This is a genomic window from Corynebacterium sp. HMSC074C04 (assembly GCF_001838295.1).
Taxonomy (GTDB): domain Bacteria; phylum Actinomycetota; class Actinomycetes; order Mycobacteriales; family Mycobacteriaceae; genus Corynebacterium; species Corynebacterium amycolatum.
The window spans coordinates 235,334-254,720 of the sequence record NZ_KV836272.1 but is presented as its reverse complement, the minus strand read 5'-3'; the positions used below and the strand labels follow the sequence as shown (position 1 = coordinate 254,720).

The following is a 19,387-nucleotide window of genomic DNA, read 5'->3' as shown; positions in this document are numbered from 1 at the left end:
CTGTGTGACCTGAACTATATTCGTCTCTCTCGGGAACTTTTCTGGGCTACCATCCGACAATAGGTACAAGGGCAGCGGTCATACTACTGCTGTTCTTCTCGAACTGTCCCGCTTAAAGGAGTTGAACTGTTCTAGTGAGTCCCCGGGTCGCTTCAGGCGAAACGTTTCGGTTCTCAAAGTCGGGTTTCCGACGTGCGGTAGCCGCCGCTGCGGCGCTTGCGGTCTTTGCCGGCGCGTCCGTTATCAATGCAGTCCCTGCGAGTGCTCATGATTCCGTCCTGTCATCGAATCCAGGCGACAAGCAGGTTCTCGATGAATTTCCGCACCACGTTTCTCTCAAGTTCTCCGGCAACCCCAAGAACAACTTCAACACCGTTGCAATTAGTGATGCAGATGCCAAGGAAGTCCTGTACTCCCACGAGCCAGAAGTAGTGGGTAATGAGGTCTCTTTGGATATTCCTGAGGAGATTAATCCAGGGCCTGGCAACTACATTATTGGTTTCCAGATTACCTCCTCTGATGGTCACTCCACCCGAGGAAAGACCTCTTTCTCAGTGGCTGATCCGGATGCTGCTGGCGCAGCCGAAGCTGGGGCAGAATCTCGTCAAACCGGTGCACACGCCGAGGAAACGAAGTCAATACCGCTATGGGCTTATGGCCTCGGTGGTGGACTTATCGTCATCATCGCCGCTGTCGTCACCGTTATTAATCGAAAGGCAAAATAGGCACATGAAACTCAATCGCACTGCAACTGCACTGATTGCTGGTTCCGCAGCTCTGACCCTTGCTCTAGCAGGTTGCTCATCCGACGATAACACTGCTGCTGAGGTGACTGAGTCCGCAACCTCCGCTGCGACCGAGGCTACTTCTGAGATGGAGAAGAGCGATGCTGCTGTACAGCTGGCCGATGCCTACATCAAGGAAAAGCCGGCTGACAAGGGCATGACCGCCATCTTCGGTACGCTGACCAACAACACCGATAAGGACATCAAGGTTTCCTCCTTCAAGCTTGAGGGGCTGAAGGAGGGCACGAAGTTCGAGCAGCACGACACCAAGGACGGCAAGATGTTCGAGGTGCCGGAAGGTCTGACGATTCCGGCTAATGGCGAACTCGTTCTCGAACCGGGTAGCACTCACTTCATGATCATGGACAATGATGAAGCTATGGATGTGGGAGCTGAGTACAAGCTCGTCATTGAGCTTTCCGACGGCTCTAGCATCACCCAGGACGTTGAGGTTCGTGTCCAGCCGGCGGGCGAAGAGGACTACGGTAATGACGGTGACCTGAACAACCCAGAGCATATGGGCGGCGGTGAGATGGATCACTCGCACCATTAATTCTTGTGACAAGTTGGTCAAGCAATGGCTCGTCGTAAAGCGGGCGTGAGCTCAGGTACGTCGAGGAATTGATTAACTGGATCTAATGGTGGCAGAAGCGCTGGAGTTGGCAGGTTATTGCGGCATATGCATCGAACTCCGGCGCCTTTCTTTTTCCGAAAAAGGTTTTCGATACGGTCGAATTGGATAGGCCAGTGGTTGTGTTGAAGCCATTGAAAAATCGTTGGATTCCCAGCCACCTTATGTGCTCCAGTTTGAAGTAATCAGAAAGGTAAGAGTGCACAACATGTCCGAAGGCTTTTCTAGAAGGCGTTTTCTTGGCGGGCTCGGCACCGCCGCAGGAGCTTCAGCGCTCGCCCTGGGGGTGCCGGAAGCCCAGGCGATTGGGTTGGAACGTCCACAGGAAGAGCCGCCGAAACCGCCTTTGCAGACAGCAACCGTACCTTTTGATGGGGCTCATCAGGCGGGGATTGCGACGCCCGCACAGGCGAATCTATGGCTAATAGCCTTCAACGTAAAGAAGGGGGTTAATCGCAATCGTCTCCAAAACCTCATGCGTGCCTGGACCGATGACGCTCGCCGAATGACAGCCGGCAAGGCTACTCGAACGGACTTGGAGCCTGAGCTCATGGGGAGTCCGGCCAATCTGACTATCACAGTTGGATATGGGGAAAACTTCTTCACAATCATCGATAGGGAAGACCAGAAGCCCGAGTGGCTGGAGGATCTGCCAAAGTACGTTAACGATGAGCTCCGCCCGGAGTGGAACGGTGGAGACCTGTGCCTGCAGATTTGTGCGGATGACCCGGTAATGGTCTCCCACGCGGCCCGAATGATGATCCGAAATTCGGGCTCTTATTTGGACGTCCATTGGGTGCAAGCTGGCTTCCAGCACGCCAATGGTTCTAGGCAGGAAGGCGAGACCCCGCGCAATCTCTTCGGTCAGAAGGACGGTACGGTCAACCCGCGCACTCGTGAAGAATTCGACAAGCAAGTGTGGATTGACAGTGGCCCGGATTGGTTGCGGGGCGGTACAGCGATGGTTGTCCGCCGTATCGAAATGGATATTCCAGGCTGGGATGTCTTGGACCGCGAAAGCCGCACTGTTATTACCGGCCGAGATATCGGCACCGGTGCGCCAATTGGAGGTAAGGACGAGTTTGAGACCGTCGACCTGGCGAAGACTGATGAATATGGTCTGCCTCTGACGGATCCGAACAGCCATGTTGCACTGTCCATGCCTCCGAAGGAGAAACCTAATCAGCGGATTCTGCGACGGGTCTACAACTATGACCTGCCACCGGAACCGAATGGTCGATTCGAGACCAACACCGGCCTGGTATTCATTTGTTTCCAGAAGGACCCGTTGGAGCAGTTCAATCCGATTCAGGAGCGGCTGTCCAAGAACGACCGTCTCAATCAGTGGATTTTCCACATTGGATCCGCCGTGTTTGTTATGCCGCGAGGAACTTCTGAGGAGGAGTACTGGGCGCAGGACCTTTTCGAGGCCTGAGTTTTGACCGTGCGGTAAAGTGTGTGAACGACTGACGAAGGTCACCAGGTATGTGATTTTCGAAGACACTTTGAAAAGGAGTACACGCACGCCGTGTCAGAAGAATTTGCAACCCCAGCACCGTTTTCCGTGCCCGTAGGAGTTTCTGCGGGCGAGGCGATGAGAGACCTGGGTTTCCCGAACAAGGGCGTTGACGCCATCGTTTGTGTCCGCGATCCTGAAGGCAATTTGAAGGATCTGTCCTTTAAGCCAGAAGTGGAAACCGTCTTCGAGCCCGTTCCGGCGAATACTCCGGACGGTCGTGATGTCATTCGCCACTCTGCGACTCACGTGATGGCTCAGGCCGTGCAGTTGGAGTTCCCTGGGACGAAGCTGGGCATCGGCCCTGCCATCGACAATGGTTTCTACTACGACTTCCGTGTCGATGAGCCTTTCTCGCCGGAGGATCTCAAGCGCATCGAAAAGCGTATGAAGAAGATCATCAAGTCTGGTCAGCGGTTCGAACGCTTCGCGTTCGAGTCTGCTGATGAGGCGCAGGAAGCGCTTGCCGACGAGCCGTATAAGCTCGAGCTGATTGTTGAAAAGTCGGCCGGCAAGGTGTCCGAAGATGATGAGGCCAATGTCGACGTCGGTGGTGCAGGCACGACCTTGACCGGATACCGCAACGTCAATCCGCGTACCGGTGAGACCGAGTGGTTTGATCTTTGCCGCGGCCCGCACGTACCGACCACCCGCTACATCCCTGCTTTTAAGATCACGCGTTCTTCCGCTGCGTACTGGCGTGGTGACCAGTCTCGCGATAACCTGCAGCGTGTTTACGGCACTGCGTGGGAGTCCAAGGAAGCGCTAGATGAGTACCTTGACCGCATGCTCGAGGCTGAGAAGCGCGATCACCGCCGCTTGGGCTCTGAGCTGGATCTGTTCAGCTTCCCAGATGAGATTGGTTCTGGTTTCCCGGTATTCCATGTCAAGGGCGGCATCATCCGCAACGAGATGGAGCAGCATTCCCGTCGCCGTCATATCGAAGCGGGCTATGACTTTGTGAACACCCCGCACGTAACCAAGGGCGACTTGTTCAAGAAGTCCGGTCACCTGGACTTCTACGCGGATGGCATGTTCCCGCCGATGCAGCTCGACGGCGAATATGACGAACACGGCAACTGCACCAAGGCTCCGCAGGACTACTACGTCAAGCCGATGAACTGCCCGATGCATAATCTCATTTTTGCATCGCGTGGTCGCAGCTACCGTGAACTTCCGATTCGTATGTTCGAGTTCGGCACCGTCTACCGCTACGAGAAATCGGGTGTTATCCACGGTCTGACCCGAGCCCGTGGCTTTACGCAGGACGACGCCCACATCTACTGCACCGAGGATCAGCTGGAAGAAGAGCTCACTAGTGTCCTCGACTTCATCATTTCGCTTCTTCGTGACTACTGCCTGGATGACTTCTACCTGGAACTGTCTACGAAGGACGAAAAGAAGTTCGTCGGCTCGGATGAAATTTGGGAGAAGTCCACGGCAATTCTCCAGCGCGTTGCCGATGCTTCTGGCCTCGAGCTCGTTCCTGATCCGGGCGGAGCCGCTTTCTATGGCCCGAAGATTTCCGTCCAAGCCCGCGATGCCATCGGCCGCACCTGGCAGATGTCGACCGTTCAGCTCGACTTCAACCTGCCGGAGCGCTTCGAGCTCGAGTACACCGCACCTGACGGCACCAAGAAGCGCCCGATTATGATCCACCGTGCGCTGTTCGGCTCCATCGAACGTTTCTTTGGCGTCCTATTGGAGCACTACGCGGGTGCTTTCCCCGCCTGGCTGGCGCCGGAACAGGTTGTTGGTATCCCGGTTGCGGATGACTGTATCCCGCACCTGGAGGACTTTGCTGCACAGCTGAAGTCTCGTGGCATCCGCGTCCACGTGGATACGTCGGATGACCGCATGCAGAAGAAGATACGCAACCACACCCAGGCCAAGGTTCCGTTCATGATTCTGGCTGGTGCCCGCGACATTGAGGCAGGTGCCGTCAGCTTCCGGTTCCTCGATGGCACCCAGATTAACGGGGTGGCAGTTGAGAAGGCTGTGGACATCATCTGTGATTGGGTTGCTTCGCGGAATAACGAACAGCCGAACAAGGAGAATGTCTCTGCTCTCTAGAGGTCGCTAACGCTCTCTTATTCGACCGCGTTGTTTTAACTGGTGAACCACGCGTGGTAATCCAAAGAAGTTGACCGCGAGGTCGTAAACTACAGCAGAGAAACATATGTGGTCGGGGCTCGAATGGGGCCCGGTTACGCAACGAAGGGGATGGCAGTGAATCAGTCGGGAAGTGAAGAGTTGCCTCCGCAGCAGCAGGGCAATGCCGGCCAGCAGGAATCGTCTGATGGCGTATACGTCGACAGCGGTTACGGCGAACCGGATCGGCTCACGCGCTTATGGGCACCGTACCGGCTGGACTACATCGTCAAGCGTGGTGTGCATAACTCCAAGCCATCCCGTAACCCCTTCGTTGATTTGCCGAAGCAAAGCGATGAGGAAGCACTCATTATCGCTCGCGGCGAGTGGGTGTACGCCGTTCTGAATCTGTTCCCGTACAACCCAGGGCACCTCATGGTGGTTCCATATCGCGAAGTCGCCAACCTTGAGGACTTGACCGACGAAGAAACGGCCGAGATGATGCGGTTTGCCAAGCATGCGGTTCGTACTCTCAAATCGGTTTCGCGTCCGCACGCCGTCAACGTAGGTTTCAACTGGGGCAAGGCCTCCGGCGGTTCGGTTGCTGACCACCTGCACATGCACGTTGTGCCGCGCTGGTCCGGCGACAGCAATTTCATGACCGTGATCGACGGCACCAAGGTGCTACCGCAGGCGCTTCGTCAGACGCGCGAATTGCTTGCCGACGGCTGGCGTGCCCTCAATCAGGAGGATGGGGCAGCATGCTGAGTGTCCGTGGCAGGGCTCCAATCCGCCCAGTAGTTGAACCGGTAGCCGCTGCACTTTTGCGGGTCGGGATTAGCCCGAACACGGTCACCCTGGTGGGAACTGCAGTTTCCGTTCTGCTTGCGGTAATCCTGATTCCTACCAACCATCTTTTTGCAGCTGCGGTTTCAATCGCTATTTTCACAGCTTTTGACCTGCTCGATGGCACGATGGCCAGACTTCGAGGGCAGGGAACGAAATACGGAGCGACGCTGGATGCTTCCTGTGACCGCATTACTGATGCTGCACTGTTCGGGGCGATAGCGTATTGGGTGGTGTATCACCATGACGCGGATCCAGTGCTGCTTATTCTGACACTGATTACTATGGGGTCTTCCCAGGTCATTTCCTACGTTAAGGCTCGGGCAGAGGCCAGCGCCCTTAAGGTCAACGGTGGTCTCGTCGAACGTGCGGAGCGCCTGATTATCGGTCTAATCGGCATTGGGCTCCAGGGGCTTGGCGTGGACTATGTCCTCTACGTCGCGATGTGGCTCCTGGCGATTGGGTCGGTATTCACCGTCGTCCAGCGCTTGTACATGGTGGCTAAGCAGCCAGGAGCGTTGGATCCCATCGCCCCGCCAGAAGGCGCAGCTGATAGTTCATCTATTAACCCTGACTCTGCTCCGAAGTCCACGGGTTCGGCTGATTCCTACAACTAAAGGAGGATACAATGACTAGTTTCTTCCTGCCTCGCTCTAAAAATGATTTCGTTGCGCTCGGCTATATGGCCGGGTGGAAGATTGTTGGTCTGCTGCCGGAACGCGTGGCCTACCGTATCGGCAACATAGCCGCCGATCGTGTAGCAGCAAATCCCGCGACTACCCGCCAGCTTCGCAAGAACTTGGCTCGCGTTATGGGCTGCCCACCTGAGGAAGTGCCGCAAGGTCTTATTCGGGCTTCCATGCGTTCCTATCTACGTTATTGGGTGGAGGCATTCCGGTTGCCCTCCATCGCGTCGCCAGAGTTGGCAGACACGGTCGAGTCCACCAGCGATGGACTCGAACGAGTTGCTGAGGCCCTCGAGGCAGGAGATTCCATCGTCATCCCGCTGCCGCATTCTGGTAACTGGGATATGGCAGGTATGTGGCTCGTTTCCCGGCATGGCCGGTTCAGTACCGTGGCGGAACGGCTGAAGCCAGAAGTGCTTTACGACGCTTTCGTGGAGTACCGCGAATCCCTCGGATTCCGCATTCTCCCGCTTACCGGTGGCAAACCCGCGATGCCGGAACTGCAGAAGCGATTGGAAGACGGTGGCGTTGTGTGCCTGCTGTCTGATCGTGACTTCGGCGGCCACGGGGTCCCGGTCACTTTTTTCGGCGAGCAGACTACCATGCCGGTCGGTGCAGCAAAGCTGGCACTGGACACCGGCGCTCGGCTTATGCCCGCGGGCCTGTCCTACACGCGCGATGGCTGGCGTTTTGTAGCGCATCCATTCGTGCCGACTGAGGGGCGCAATCTAGCTGACATTGTCCAGGACATCGCTACTGTTTTTGAATCTGATATTGCCCAGCATCCAGCGGATTGGCACATGATGCAGCCACTGTGGCCAGCGGATAAGAAGAGGTCAAAGTAGCCGTGCGAATCGGAATGGTGTGCCCGTACTCGTTCGATGTCCCAGGTGGGGTTCAAGCTCACGCGATTGACCTGTGTGAGGAGTTCATCCGTCGCGGCCACGAGGTCAGTCTTATCGGCCCGGCTAGCGTGCAGGCGGACGTTCCGGATTTCGTTGTTCGAGGTGGTGCCGCCATCCCGATTCCGTATAACGGCTCGGTCGCTCGGCTGTCTTTTGGTCCCCGCACGAGCCGTCGAGTCCGCACATGGATTGAGGAAGGTAGCTTTGACATTCTTCATATCCATGAGCCGAATTCGCCCAGTTTTTCAATGTTGTCGTTAGTAAACTCGGTCGGTCCAATTGTCGCGACCTATCACTCTGCGGCGACGGACTCCTTGGCATTGAAGCTGGCCACGCCATTTTTGCGGAAGTACCTTGAACGCATTCGGGGAGGCATCGCTGTCTCGGAAGTGGCACGTCGCTGGCAGGTTGAGCAACTCGGCGGCGACCCGGTACTCATTCCCAATGGTGTCCGTGTTGGAGATTTCGAGTCCTGTCCGGCCGCCTCATCGTTGCCCGAGATCCCGCCGCGGCGTGAGGGGTTCTATCGGCTTGTGTTCCTCGGACGCTTCGACGAATCTCGCAAGGGCTTTGACGTTCTGCTCGACGCGCTGCCAGCAATACGTGCGGAGATTCCACAGCTTGAGGTCTGTGTCGTTGGTGATGGTGATGTCGCGGCAGCTCGTCGTAAAGCGGGCAGAAACGCAGATGTCCTGCATTTCGTCGGCAGACTCTCGGAGGATGCTAAGGCGTCAATACTCGCCGATGCGGATGCGTACATTGCCCCACAGCGTGGTGGGGAGAGTTTCGGCATCGTGCTGGTAGAGGCGATGGCGGCGGGTGCGCCGGTGATCTCCAGCGACATCGATGCGTTCAAACTCGTGCTTGACGACGGCCATTACGGGCTTCACTTTGAAAACGGTAACTCCGTAGACCTTGCGGATGCAGTCGTACGCCTTTTGACGCAGCCAAAGTTGGGGGAGGAGCTTCGCGCACTCGGGCATAAACGGGCTTGGGAATATGACTGGTCGCAGGTCGCCGACGGCGTTCTGCGTGTGTACGATACGGTGCGCATGGATGGCGAAAAGGTCGTCATTGCGCCATAAAGATTTCCGTCGTGGCAGCTGATTAAACGCAGCGGAGTGAAAGTGGGTTTTCGGTGGACGTAACCGTTCCAATCTGGGTCGTTGTCCTGGTCATTGCGCTGATTGTCGTACTCGTTAGCGGTTTGGTGGCTTCATCGACAGCGACGCGTTTGAACCGTATGCACATTCGCACCGACTTGGCGCGTTCCTCACTGGAAGCGGCGTTGGGGCGAAGGGCTGCAGTCGCTCGTGCCGCCTACCCGGAACTCGCCGGCGTAGTGACGAAGGTGGAAGCCACACCACTTCGAGCCAACAACACTGGACAGCGCGCTGACGTGGAAAACGAACTGACTAGGAAAATTGTGGCGCTCTATGAGGAACAGCCTGTGGACCGAACGATGGCAATTGAGCTTTCTGACGCCCACACGCGGCTCGAGCTCGCCCGCCGTTTCTACAATGATGCGGTGACGGATACGAAAGCACTGCGAGCCAGGCCGCTAGTGCGCGCGCTGCGGCTGGCGGGTACTGCACCTGAACCGGAATATTTCGATGTTGCAGATGGACTGACAACAGCTTAATTGTGGGAAATCCCGCCGTTGTGCTGGAAGTTCGCCGTGTTTTCTGACTCAATGAACAGCACTGTCTAGTCCAGGCGTTATAGTGTTAAACGACTACAAACAGTCACATTCACCAGTTGTATTAGGGAAGTAGGGTTCGTTGAGCACGGTTGAGAACAACTCCGGGCAGGGCACTGCACGCGTGAAGCGTGGTTTCGCTGAGATGATGAAGGGCGGCGTCATTATGGACGTCGTTACTCCGGAGCAGGCCAAGATCGCTGAGGATGCCGGCGCAACTGCCGTGATGGCGTTGGAGCGCGTCCCCGCCGATATTCGCGCAGAGGGCGGCGTGTCGCGTATGTCCGACCCGGACATGATCGAGGGCATTATCAATGCCGTCTCCATCCCGGTTATGGCCAAGGCCCGTATCGGCCACTTTGTTGAGGCACAGGTTCTGCAGTCCCTCGGTGTTGACTTCATTGACGAGTCCGAGGTTCTGACCCCGGCCGATTACTCGAACCATATCGACAAGTTCGACTTCACCGTGCCGTTCGTCTGTGGTGCGACCAACCTGGGTGAGGCTCTGCGCCGCATCAACGAGGGCGCTGCCATGATTCGCTCGAAGGGTGAGGCCGGTACCGGTGATGTTTCCAACGCTGTGACTCACATGCGCACCATCCGCGCTGAAATTAACCGTCTGCGTTCTATGGCTCCGGACGAGCTCTACGTTGCCGCCAAGGAGCTGCAGGCACCGTACGAGCTGGTACGCGAGGTCGCTGAGACCGGTAAGCTGCCGGTCGTACTCTTCACCGCAGGTGGCATTGCAACGCCGGCTGACGCTGCAATGATGATGCAGCTCGGTGCTGAGGGTGTCTTTGTTGGCTCCGGTATCTTCAAGTCCGGTGATCCGGAGAAGCGCGCCAAGGCTATAGTCCAGGCAACTCAGCACTACGATGATCCGAAGGTCATCGCTGATGTCTCCCGCGGGCTCGGCGAGGCAATGGTCGGTATCAACGTCGACGAGATTCCGCAGCCGCACCGACTCGCTGAGCGTGGCTGGTAAAAATGGCTAACATCCGCGAGGTATTAGATCTGGAGCAGATTGACCGGGACATTTTCCGTGGCCCAGTCATTAAGTCAATCCTACAGCGCACTTTCGGTGGCCAAGTTGCCGGCCAGTCCCTCGTCGCGGCGACGCGCACGGTGGGTAATACCTTCGCGGTGAACTCCCTCCACGCCTACTTTGTAGGCCCGGGCCGCCCCCATATCCCGACGGTGTACATGGTCAAGCGAATTCGCGATGGTCGGTCTTTCTGCCACCGTTCCGTCGAAGCTGTGCAAGATGGCCGTACGATTTTCGTCATGCAGGTCAGCTTCCACCGTAAGGGGGATGAGGGACTCGAGCACTCTGACGTGATGCGCAAGGTGCCAGATCCTGAAGATGTGGTCACCGACACCTCTGAGATGACGAACACACGTCGTCTACTAATGCGCGAGTGGGCGGACTGGGATATCCGGGTAGTGCCGGATGATCAGTTCGAACACAACAAATACACCCCGTCTCAGCAGCTGGTGTGGTTCCGGTGCAAGGATCGCCTGCCGGATAACGAGACCTTCCACGTCTGCACGCTGGCGTACATGTCGGATATGACTTTGCTGTCATCGGCACTCGTTCCGCATCCAGGCGTTGAGGTCCAGGAAGCCAGCCTCGACCACGCGATGTGGTTTATGCGTCCGTTCCGTGCGGATGAATGGCTGCTCTACGACCAGATTTCACCATCAGCGCATGCGGGTCGCGCACTGACTCACGGTCGCATTTTTAACCAAAAGGGCGAGCTCGTGGCCGTCGTCACGCAGGAAGGGCTGACCCGAAGCCTGGCCCCGGGTGTCGAGCCCGTGCCAGTGGCGACGAACTTCGATGCTCGCAGTGAGAACCTAGATTAATGACACAGGAAACAATCGGTATCCTCGCTCTTCAGGGCAACGTTGCCGAACACGGATATGTCCTTGACCAGCTCGGCGTCCCGCACCGAAAGGTGCGCTTGCCCCGTGACCTGGAGGGACTTAGCGGCTTAATTTTGCCCGGCGGCGAGTCCACGACCATGAGCAAGTTGATGGTCTTCAATGAGCTTGAAGGCCCGCTGCGGGAAGCTCTCCGCGATGGCCTTCCGGCATATGGCACCTGCGCAGGCATGATTTTGCTTGCCGACGAAGTGCTCGATACCCGTCCGGATGCCGTAAACCTGCGAGCGATTGACATCACGGTCCGTCGTAACGCATTTGGCCGTCAGGTGGATTCCTTTGAAACTGACTTGGATATCCCGCAGCTGGCGATTGGTGGTGACCAGTCGTCTGTGCACGCCGCCTTTATTCGCGCCCCATGGGTCGAGCGTGTCGGCGACGACGTTGAGGTGCTAGCGCGGGTGCCAGAATCGGCTGGAGAGACCGCCGGTACAGTGGTCGGAGTACGGCAGGGGGCTGCGATGGCCACCAGCTTTCACCCGGAGTCGACGGGGGAGACTCGGCTCCACGAGTTCTTTTTGCGAGAGCTTGTCGGAATTTAAATCCCCAGTTTGTATAATGAACACCTGACTAATTCCCAGCTATATGGGTATTGACGAGAGGATTGGTAGGAACTAGCACATGTCGGGTCATTCAAAATGGGCAACCACAAAGCACAAGAAAGCTGCTAATGACGCCAAGCGCGCCAAAGAGTGGGCAAAGATGATCAAGAACATCGAGGTCGCGGCTCGTACCGGCGGCGGTGATCCTGCTGGTAACCCCACCCTCGATGACATGATCAAGAAGGCCAAGAAGGCCTCGGTTCCCAACGACAACATTGAGCGTGCCCGCAAGCGTGGTTCCGGCGAGGAGTCCGGCGGTGCTGACTGGGAGACCATTGTCTACGAAGGCTATGCACCTGGTGGCGTCGCTTTGATTGTGGAGTGCCTGACGGATAACCGTAACCGTGCTGCTTCCGATGTGCGCTCGGCGTTCAACAAGAACAACGGCAACATGGCGGACAACGGCGCCGTGGCGTACCTCTTCGAAAAGAAGGGTGTCGTCGAGTTGCCGAAGGGCGAGCTGACCGAGGATGACCTGCTCATGGCGGTTCTCGATGCCGGTGCAGAGGAAGTCAACGACCTGGGTGAAAAGTTCGAGGTTGTCTCCGCCTTTACCGATCTGATGAATGTCCGCACCGCTCTTGTCGATGCCGAAATGGAGTACGACTCCGCAGATCAGGACTACCGCGCTTCTACCACAGTCGCTCTCGATGCTGACGGCGCACGCAAGCTCTTCCGTCTGATTGACGCTCTCGAAGAGTCCGACGACGTGCAGAACGTCTACTCGAACGCCGACATCAGCGACGAGGTCATCGCCGAACTCGACGACTAGGCGTTTTTGTCGACGGTTCTGCTGACTGGCTTCTCGGCGTTAAAGGGTGCCCGTGGTAGGGCAGTCGGCAACGCTGAATTGCTCGGCGAGCTGGTGTCAACAGGAAGTCCCCATCGGAAAGCAGTCCGATGGGGATTGGTTTTTTTATGGGCGTCCTAGGAGAACCACTGAGTCGGAGGTCCGGCCATCAGCAACAGTGTGAAGACCACCGCGAGAACAATCAAGATGACGAACGCCGAGATAAAGGGGCGACGAATAATCATGGCGAGTGCCCACTCGAATATCCCCTGTGGCTCCTCGGATTCGTCGGTAAAGCGCCAGGGCCGATCCAGAAGGCCTGCCTTCAGGGTGTTTCGTTCAAACGGATAGGTTGCGAATGGAATGATAGAAGAGGCGAGGCCGATGACACCGCGGCCAAAGCTCCACTGCTGGTTGATCCACACCATGATGGTGGTGACTACGTAGCACAGGAACGTAAAGCCGTGGATGGTGCCGAAGATAGTGGTGGCGGCGTCAGTGACTTTGAACAGGTACTTCAGCGCCAGGCCTAAAAGCAGCAGAGCCCACGTGACCATTTCAGCTGCAGCGAGAACGCCGTAGAGCTTCTTCGGTGAATTCATGGTGTTAAACGTATCAGAACCAACGGTTGGTACTCCTTCTAGCTACGATACAAACAGCTGTTCGAAATATGGTATTAGTGGAGGAGTGAATTATCGAGCTGGATCTCTGCGGGTGATGGGCATCGACCCTGGTCTTACTCGTTGTGGTCTCTCCATTGCGGAAGGTACTCAGGGCAGGAAAGTCATTCCCATTGCTGTGGGGGTCGCCCGCACACCAACCACGGCGTCGTTGGAGGATCGTCTTTTACGGCTTTCCAATGCCGTGGAGCAGTGGATGGATGAGTACGAGCCGGACGTGGTTGCGATGGAACGGGTATTCGAACGCGGCAACGTGTCCACCGTGATGCAGACGGCGCACGCGGTTGGTGTCCTTGTCCTCGCTGCGGCGAGACGCGGCTTGGAAGTGCATATGTACACGCCATCGGAGGTAAAGAAGGCGCTCACCGGCAACGGTCGAGCTGATAAGAAGCAGATGACCATGATGGTGACGAGAATCCTTGGGTTGGAAACTCCGCCAAAACCTGCAGATGCAGCGGATGCTTTGGCTATCGCTATCTGCCACTGTTGGCGTGGTCCGGTTCTGCAACGCCAGCGCGACACCTTGGCTGCGCTTGCGAAGCAGCACGAGGAGCGGGAGTTGGAGCTTTCTCGCCGTGAGAATCCCTCGCGGTAGGGGAGCTTGCTAGAGAACACTTGTGAGTTCGGCGTTTATCGCGGTGTCTTCAGGGAAGCCGTAGTGAAAGGAATTGTGAGAAGTGATTGCATCTCTTCGCGGTGAAGTTATCGACCTCGGTGCGGACTATTGCGTTATCGAGTGCGGTGGTGTCGGGCATTTGGTCACCATTACAGGCAGGCTAGCTTCCCAGTTGGTGAGGCATGAGCAGACTTTTATGTTGACCACAATGGCGGTTCGTGAAGACGCGATTACGCTCTTTGGTTTTGCCAATTCACAGGAACGTGAGATGTTTGCGCTCCTGCGCACTGTCTCGACGGTGGGGCCAAAGGTCGCGATGTCTGTTCTTTCGGTACTGTCGCCGGCGGAGATTGCCAATGCGGTCGCCTCAAAGAATGCGAAGGCCTTGCAAGCAGCTAACGGCGTCGGCAAGCGATTGGCGGAGCGCCTGTTGGTTGAATTGAAGGATAAGGTCGAGGTTTTCGCGGACAGGGCGGTATCGCCGCCGGAGGAAGCTGCAAACGGAGCAGCACCTGGCCTTGTTTTGAAGGCAGATCTGGATCAGGTCGTTGGTGCTTTGGTCGGGCTTGGGTTCCCGGAAGTTGACGCGAATGAGGCAGCGGAGACCGTTGTTCGGATTGATCCGACCTTGGATACTTCAATGGCGCTGAAGGCGGCGCTAAAGACATTGGGTGACAAGTAAATCCAGGTCGAGGACCTGCAGCTACATTGATGATGAAAATTGGCAGTGCACTAGGATGAGGGGACTATGAGCGATATCGAGCGCACGGAGTTTAACGTGTCGGGCAATCCCTTCAGGGACTCTTTAGGTGGGGAAGCCAACGACCATTTTGGCGGTGGTGGAAATGGTGTACAACGTGATGTCGATGCCCGCGCTCAGGTCGAGGAAGCCGATGCGGAATCGAACCTGCGACCAAAGTCGTTAGGGGAGTTCATCGGCCAACCCAAGGTCCGCGAACAGCTGGATTTAGTGCTTTCCGGGGCACGGGGGCGAAATGTGACTCCGGACCACATTCTGTTGTCGGGACCTCCCGGGCTGGGTAAGACCACCATGGCCATGATTATTGCGCAGGAGATGGGGAGCTCCCTGCGAATGACCTCCGGTCCGGCGCTTATTCGCGCTGGCGATTTGGCAGCAATGCTGTCGAACCTGCTCGAGGGTGATGTCCTGTTTATCGATGAGATTCACCGCATTGCCAGGCCAGTGGAAGAAATGCTGTACATGGCAATGGAAGATTTCCGTATTGATGTCATCGTAGGCAAAGGGCCTGGAGCTACGTCGATTCCACTCGAGATTCCACCATTCACGTTGGTCGGTGCGACGACGCGCTCGGGTATGCTGACTGGCCCACTGCGTGACCGCTTTGGTTTTACCGCGCAGATGGAGTTCTATGAGGTCGAAGATCTGACAAAGGTGGTTACCCGTGCCGCTGGGATCCTCGGGGTAGACATCAGCCCGGAGGCTGCAGTGGAGATTGCGTCGCGTTCGCGCGGTACACCGCGAATTGCCAACCGCCTGCTGCGTCGCGTCCGCGATTTCGCCGATGTCCACTCCGGTGGCGTTATTGATCTTGGTGCGGCCAAGGCGGCATTGATTGTCTTCGATGTCGATGAGCTGGGGCTCGACCGTCTGGATCGGGCAGTGCTGACGGCCCTGGTCAAGGGGCACGGTGGCGGCCCTGTGGGCGTGAATTCCCTGGCGTTGGCAGTGGGTGAGGAGCCCTCGACTGTGGAAGAAGTGTGCGAGCCCTACCTGGTCCGTGCCGGGATGATTGCACGTACATCGCGCGGACGCGTGGCAACTGCCCGAGCATGGCGGCACTTGGGGCTGCAGCCCCCGGAGGGAACTATCGGAGAATAGCTTTCTCATCGACCCGCCCGGGTCAGTGTGGAATTGCTAGCTGGCAATTCGTTAAACTCGGCAGACATGAATCAAACTATTCTCCTCCTACTTATTTTCTTGTTCCTGGCGCTGCCAATTTGGCAGATCATCAAGCAGAACAAGCAGGTGCGCACCATCCGGGACATGCAGGATAAGTTGGCCCCGGGCGCGGAGGTCATCACCGGTTCCGGTATGCATGGTGTGGTCGTTGATGCGACCGAAACAACCGTCGACCTAATCATCGCTGACGGCATCGTGACCCGTTGGGAAAGGGTGCCATTGCCCGCAACCTCACCACCGGTACCGGAGCTAGCTACGCTCACCGTGATCGACGTGGCCGTGTTTCCGATGCGCCAGATGACCACGTCGGCGATGTTCAAGAAATCACCGGCCACGGCCCGGCTGACAATAAAGCTTCGGACATCAATGAGCAGGTCGAGAACCCGAATACCCCGAGTAATCCGGATACCTCGGATCCAGACGGATCCACTTCCACCGAGAAGCAGTAGCAGTTTTCGTACGCCCACGCCCTGCCGGTTTGCATGCATCCAAGCTGTAGCGTGCGCCGTGGGGCTACGGGCGCGCCCCAGGTTTCGCCGTCGGCAAGCGTGGGCAAGATTTTCACTAAATAGGTACAAGTCAAAACCGGCGCAGGCCGCTAAATCGGTTATTCTCGAGCGGTTGGTGTTTATAGCTTTGCTTAGCGACGCCCGCAATGCCCCTGCCTGGTATCGCGCGAGTTCGCGGTGTGGTTATAGACATGCGTTTCTTCCCGAAGCGCTTAAGTACCTAAACGTCACGATTCAGGAGACTTTGCTTTGAACAGCAAATCCAGATCCGGTGCGAATACATTCAAGAGGAACTGGCCGCAGTGGCTGTTGGCACTGTTTGTTGGCTTCCTCATTCTTACGTACGCACTCGTCTTTTTCACCGGCGGCGGATCAGCCAAGCCAAAGTTGGGCATCGACTTGCAGGGTGGTACCCGAGTAACCCTGGTACCGCAGGGCGAAAAGCCGACGCGCGATCAGCTGGACCAGGCTCGCAAGATTCTGGAGAACCGCGTAAACGGCATGGGCGTCAGTGGCGCTCAAGTTGTCACCGACGGTGACACGCTGGTCATTACCGTGCCGGGTGAAGACTCACAGGAGGCGCGTACGCTCGGCCAGACCTCGCAGCTCTTCTTCCGTCCGGTAGAGCAGCCCACGCAGGGCCCTGATGAGGCTGCCTTTGGCGAGGTAGTTAAGAAGACTGCTGAAGATTGGGTGTCAGTCGGTGTCCTGTCGAAGGAGGATGCCACCAAGCGCGTCGATGACCTGTACAAGGACATGAATGAAACGCAGAAGCGTGCAATTGATGCCTTCAAGGAACAGAACCCGGACCAGCCGGTCCCGGAGGAATTGTCCACGTCGCTGGGCGAGGCCCCGAAGCTGGACGCAACGGCTCCGGCAAAGCCGGCGAACTCGATTGAAGCGGCAGAGCTGCGTACGAAGGTTCGTGACGTGCTGTTGGCGACTCGCCAGTCCGAAGATCCAACGACACAGTTTGCAGCCGCTGCGCTAATGACCTGCGATAACCGCGATGCAGTTGATTCGCTACAGGGTGCCGATGACCCGGCCAAGCCGCTGGTGACCTGTGCGCCAGAAGGCGGTAAGGCAATCTTCCTGGGCAAGGCTCCGCTGCTGATTGGGCAGAACGACGAGGCCAAGGGCCAGCGTCTGTCCGGTGACGCTATTGATACTAACGCGCCGATTACCGGTGGCTACGATCAGCAGTCTGGTCAGATTCAGGTCTCCTTTAGCTTTAAGTCCGGTAAGAACGACACCGGCGCTCGCACATGGACCAAGTTGACCAATGACTACCTGCAGCGGCAGGTCGCTATCGTGTTGGACTCGAAGGTCATTTCCGCCCCGGTGATTCAGGAGGCAACCCCGGTCGGTTCAGCTACTCGAATCACGGGTGATTTCACTATCGATGAGGCACAGGCGCTGGCGAATAACTTGCGTTACGGCGCACTGCCACTGTCCTTCGCAGGTGAGGACGGCGAGCCGGGCGGTACCACTACGACCATTCCAGCCATGCTGGGGTCGGCCTCCCTGGAGGCCGGTCTGCTTGCCGGCATTATCGGTATTGCTCTGATTGTCGTCTACGCAATCGTTCTTTACCGAGGCCTCGGAGCCATCTCGCTGGTTTCACTGGCAGCAGCTGGTGCGATGGTCTACGGCGTGCTTGTGCTGCTCGGTCGCTGGATTGGCTACTCACTCGATCTCGCTGGTATCGCCGGTATCATCATTTCCATCGGCGTGACAGCTGACTCCTTTATCGTCTTCTTCGAACGCATTAAGGATGAGATTCGTGCGGGTAGGACATTCCGCTCTGCGGTACCCCATGCTTGGCGACGAGCACGGCGTACGATCCTGTCGGGTAACTTTGTGTCCATCATTGCGGCTGTGGTCCTCTACATCCTGGCTGTTGGCGATGTGCGTGGTTTCGCATTCACGCTTGGTCTTTCCACGGCATTCGATATTGTGACCGCCTTCCTGGTGACTGCGCCACTGGTCATTCTGGCTACTCGCAAGTGGCCGGCACTGTCCAAACCATCCATGAACGGCTTTGGTTCAGTCATGGAGGTCGCTAACAGGAACAAGTCCGTAGCTACCGGTAAAAAGGCTGTCACCTCCAATGCAGCCGCCAGTGCAGTTGCCGACACCGGTTCGGCTGACTCCGGCGCGAATGAGGGGAAGTAGGAATCCATGAATACTACTCAGACGAATCCGGCGCTGACTAGTGAAAATGACGCGGCTAACGAGGACTCATTCTTCCGCCGCCTCTACACCGGCGAGGGTGGAATCAATATCGTCGGTAAGCGGAAGCGCTGGTACCAGATTGCGATTGCCGTCATTGTCGTTGCGTTAGCATCGATGCTGATTCGAGGGTTCAGCTTCGGTATCGATTTCGAGGGCGGCACCAAGATGACTATGCCGCCTGCGTCAGTGACGACTGAACAGGCTGAGGAGGTCTTCACCGACGCCACCGGCGTCAAGCCGGAGTTGGTGCAGATCATCGGTTCTGGCGAAGGCCGCATTCTGGAAATCACCTCAGAGAAGCTGACCCAGGGCGAGATTAATGATGCTCGCGTCGCACTGAACGACGCATTCAAACCCGTCGACGCACAGGGGGAGCAGACCCCGGATGCGATTGGTGACTCGACCGTTTCGGAATCGTGGGGCTCGTCGATTACCAACCGCATGCTGCTGGCTGCAGTAGTGTTCTTGGGCTTGGTATTCGCCTACATCACTATCCGCTTCGAGCGTGACATGGCCATTTCTGCCATCCTCGCCCTGGCCGTGGACGCAATCGTGATTATGGGCATCTACGCGCTGATCGGCCTTGATGTCACCCCGGCCACCATTATCGGTCTCCTGACCGTGCTGTCGTTCTCGCTGTACGACACCGTCGTGGTCTTCGACAAAGTCGACGAGAATACGGCAGGATATCGTTCATCGACACGTAGAAGTTACGCCGAGCTGGTGAATCTGGCTGTCAACCAAACCATCATGCGTTCTATAAACACCACAGTGTCGACGCTGCTGCCAATCCTGGCACTGATGATTATCGCCGTGGGCATGCTGGGTGTCGGTACGCTGAAGGATTTGGCGCTGGTTCAGCTCATCGGCATTATTCAGGGCACGTTCTCCTCGATTTTCCTGGCTTCGC

Annotated in this window: 20 protein-coding genes and 1 pseudogene; 20 read left to right on the top strand and 1 reads right to left on the bottom strand. The window is 57.0% G+C overall.

Going from position 1 to position 19,387, the window contains the following annotated elements; genetic code table 11:
- Positions 1-134 precede the first annotated feature (134 nt).
- The 13 genes from HMPREF3011_RS05465 to HMPREF3011_RS05405 all read left to right on the top strand — a co-directional run bounded on the left by HMPREF3011_RS05465 (position 135) and on the right by HMPREF3011_RS05405 (position 12,477).
- A complete protein-coding gene (locus HMPREF3011_RS05465) occupies positions 135-725 on the top strand; it encodes a copper resistance CopC family protein (protein ID WP_016422669.1) in 591 nt (196 codons plus the stop codon).
- 4 nt (positions 726-729) lie between these two features.
- A complete protein-coding gene (locus HMPREF3011_RS05460; RefSeq protein WP_016422670.1) occupies positions 730-1,338 on the top strand; it encodes a copper chaperone PCu(A)C in 609 nt (202 codons plus the stop codon).
- Between the two features lie 286 nt (positions 1,339-1,624).
- On the top strand, positions 1,625-2,851 hold the full coding sequence (locus HMPREF3011_RS05455; RefSeq protein WP_038628860.1) for a Dyp-type peroxidase: 1,227 nt from the start codon (positions 1,625-1,627) through the stop codon (positions 2,849-2,851).
- A 159-nt stretch (positions 2,852-3,010) separates the two neighbouring features.
- Positions 3,011-5,005, top strand: a complete 1,995-nt coding sequence (gene thrS / locus HMPREF3011_RS05450) for a threonine--tRNA ligase (RefSeq protein WP_246821545.1) — start codon at positions 3,011-3,013, stop codon at positions 5,003-5,005.
- Positions 5,006-5,155: 150 nt separating this feature from the next.
- The gene (locus HMPREF3011_RS05445; protein WP_070841278.1) at positions 5,156-5,791 is read left to right on the top strand and encodes an ATP adenylyltransferase; all 636 of its coding nucleotides are present in this window, start codon (positions 5,156-5,158) and stop codon (positions 5,789-5,791) included.
- The gene (pgsA, locus tag HMPREF3011_RS05440) at positions 5,785-6,486 is read left to right on the top strand and encodes a phosphatidylinositol phosphate synthase (protein WP_016422674.1); all 702 of its coding nucleotides are present in this window, start codon (positions 5,785-5,787) and stop codon (positions 6,484-6,486) included. Before HMPREF3011_RS05445 ends, pgsA begins: the two co-directional genes overlap by 7 nt.
- A gap of 11 nt (positions 6,487-6,497) precedes the next feature.
- Positions 6,498-7,400, top strand: a complete 903-nt coding sequence (locus HMPREF3011_RS05435; protein WP_070841277.1) for a phosphatidylinositol mannoside acyltransferase — start codon at positions 6,498-6,500, stop codon at positions 7,398-7,400.
- A 2-nt stretch (positions 7,401-7,402) separates the two neighbouring features.
- Entirely contained in the window at positions 7,403-8,545 is a 1,143-nt protein-coding gene (locus tag HMPREF3011_RS05430; protein WP_038628866.1) for a glycosyltransferase family 4 protein, read from the top strand.
- A gap of 53 nt (positions 8,546-8,598) precedes the next feature.
- Positions 8,599-9,102: a hypothetical protein gene (locus HMPREF3011_RS05425; protein ID WP_016422677.1), complete on the top strand. Its 504-nt coding sequence runs from the start codon at positions 8,599-8,601 to the stop codon at positions 9,100-9,102.
- 139 nt (positions 9,103-9,241) lie between these two features.
- Complete coding sequence (gene pdxS, locus HMPREF3011_RS05420) at positions 9,242-10,144, top strand: pyridoxal 5'-phosphate synthase lyase subunit PdxS (RefSeq protein WP_005511452.1); 903 nt, start codon at positions 9,242-9,244, stop codon at positions 10,142-10,144.
- A 2-nt stretch (positions 10,145-10,146) separates the two neighbouring features.
- Positions 10,147-11,025: an acyl-CoA thioesterase gene (locus HMPREF3011_RS05415; protein WP_016422678.1), complete on the top strand. Its 879-nt coding sequence runs from the start codon at positions 10,147-10,149 to the stop codon at positions 11,023-11,025.
- The gene (gene pdxT, locus HMPREF3011_RS05410) at positions 11,025-11,645 is read left to right on the top strand and encodes a pyridoxal 5'-phosphate synthase glutaminase subunit PdxT (protein ID WP_016422679.1); all 621 of its coding nucleotides are present in this window, start codon (positions 11,025-11,027) and stop codon (positions 11,643-11,645) included. Before HMPREF3011_RS05415 ends, pdxT begins: the two co-directional genes overlap by 1 nt.
- Before the next feature lie 79 nt (positions 11,646-11,724).
- Positions 11,725-12,477, top strand: a complete 753-nt coding sequence (locus tag HMPREF3011_RS05405) for a YebC/PmpR family DNA-binding transcriptional regulator (RefSeq protein ID WP_005511479.1) — start codon at positions 11,725-11,727, stop codon at positions 12,475-12,477.
- 155 nt (positions 12,478-12,632) lie between these two features.
- Here HMPREF3011_RS05405 and HMPREF3011_RS05400 read toward each other — a convergent pair whose 3' ends face one another.
- Entirely contained in the window at positions 12,633-13,097 is a 465-nt protein-coding gene (locus HMPREF3011_RS05400) for a DUF3817 domain-containing protein (RefSeq protein WP_038628868.1), read from the bottom strand.
- Positions 13,098-13,212: 115 nt separating this feature from the next.
- Between HMPREF3011_RS05400 and ruvC the strand changes: the two genes are divergently transcribed.
- The 7 genes and pseudogenes from ruvC to secF form a co-directional block, all read left to right on the top strand.
- On the top strand, positions 13,213-13,770 hold the full coding sequence (gene ruvC, locus HMPREF3011_RS05395) for a crossover junction endodeoxyribonuclease RuvC (protein ID WP_016422681.1): 558 nt from the start codon (positions 13,213-13,215) through the stop codon (positions 13,768-13,770).
- Positions 13,771-13,852: 82 nt separating this feature from the next.
- Positions 13,853-14,473: a Holliday junction branch migration protein RuvA gene (ruvA, locus tag HMPREF3011_RS05390; RefSeq protein WP_038628870.1), complete on the top strand. Its 621-nt coding sequence runs from the start codon at positions 13,853-13,855 to the stop codon at positions 14,471-14,473.
- Between the two features lie 66 nt (positions 14,474-14,539).
- Positions 14,540-15,652 carry a Holliday junction branch migration DNA helicase RuvB gene (ruvB, locus tag HMPREF3011_RS05385; protein WP_016422683.1) on the top strand — a complete coding sequence of 371 codons (1,113 nt, stop codon included), beginning with the start codon at positions 14,540-14,542 and terminating at the stop codon, positions 15,650-15,652.
- Between the two features lie 66 nt (positions 15,653-15,718).
- A pseudogene (locus HMPREF3011_RS11385) lies at positions 15,719-15,886 on the top strand (preprotein translocase subunit YajC); the annotation flags it as partial.
- Between the two features lie 50 nt (positions 15,887-15,936).
- Entirely contained in the window at positions 15,937-16,182 is a 246-nt protein-coding gene (locus HMPREF3011_RS11380) for a hypothetical protein (protein WP_246821558.1), read from the top strand.
- Between the two features lie 309 nt (positions 16,183-16,491).
- Positions 16,492-18,417: a protein translocase subunit SecD gene (gene secD, locus HMPREF3011_RS05375; protein WP_038628872.1), complete on the top strand. Its 1,926-nt coding sequence runs from the start codon at positions 16,492-16,494 to the stop codon at positions 18,415-18,417.
- Positions 18,418-18,423: 6 nt separating this feature from the next.
- A partial coding sequence (gene secF / locus HMPREF3011_RS05370; protein ID WP_070841276.1) for a protein translocase subunit SecF occupies positions 18,424-19,387 on the top strand: 964 nt, incomplete at its 3' end.

Bases quoted from the DNA above. Each gene is read 5' to 3' on its own strand.
- HMPREF3011_RS05460 (WP_016422670.1), top strand. From the start codon at position 730: ATGAAACTCAATCGCACTGCAACTGCACTGATTGCTGGTTCCGCAGCT.
- HMPREF3011_RS05455 (WP_038628860.1), top strand. From the start codon at position 1,625: ATGTCCGAAGGCTTTTCTAGAAGGCGTTTTCTTGGCGGGCTCGGCACC.
- thrS (WP_246821545.1), top strand. From the start codon at position 3,011: ATGAGAGACCTGGGTTTCCCGAACAAGGGCGTTGACGCCATCGTTTGT.
- HMPREF3011_RS05445 (WP_070841278.1), top strand. From the start codon at position 5,156: ATGGCAGTGAATCAGTCGGGAAGTGAAGAGTTGCCTCCGCAGCAGCAG.
- pgsA (WP_016422674.1), top strand. From the start codon at position 5,785: ATGCTGAGTGTCCGTGGCAGGGCTCCAATCCGCCCAGTAGTTGAACCG.
- HMPREF3011_RS05435 (WP_070841277.1), top strand. From the start codon at position 6,498: ATGACTAGTTTCTTCCTGCCTCGCTCTAAAAATGATTTCGTTGCGCTC.
- HMPREF3011_RS05415 (WP_016422678.1), top strand. From the start codon at position 10,147: ATGGCTAACATCCGCGAGGTATTAGATCTGGAGCAGATTGACCGGGAC.
- pdxT (WP_016422679.1), top strand. From the start codon at position 11,025: ATGACACAGGAAACAATCGGTATCCTCGCTCTTCAGGGCAACGTTGCC.
- HMPREF3011_RS05405 (WP_005511479.1), top strand. From the start codon at position 11,725: ATGTCGGGTCATTCAAAATGGGCAACCACAAAGCACAAGAAAGCTGCT.
- HMPREF3011_RS05400 (WP_038628868.1), bottom strand. From the start codon at position 13,097: ATGAATTCACCGAAGAAGCTCTACGGCGTTCTCGCTGCAGCTGAAATG.
- ruvC (WP_016422681.1), top strand. From the start codon at position 13,213: ATGGGCATCGACCCTGGTCTTACTCGTTGTGGTCTCTCCATTGCGGAA.
- ruvB (WP_016422683.1), top strand. From the start codon at position 14,540: ATGAGCGATATCGAGCGCACGGAGTTTAACGTGTCGGGCAATCCCTTC.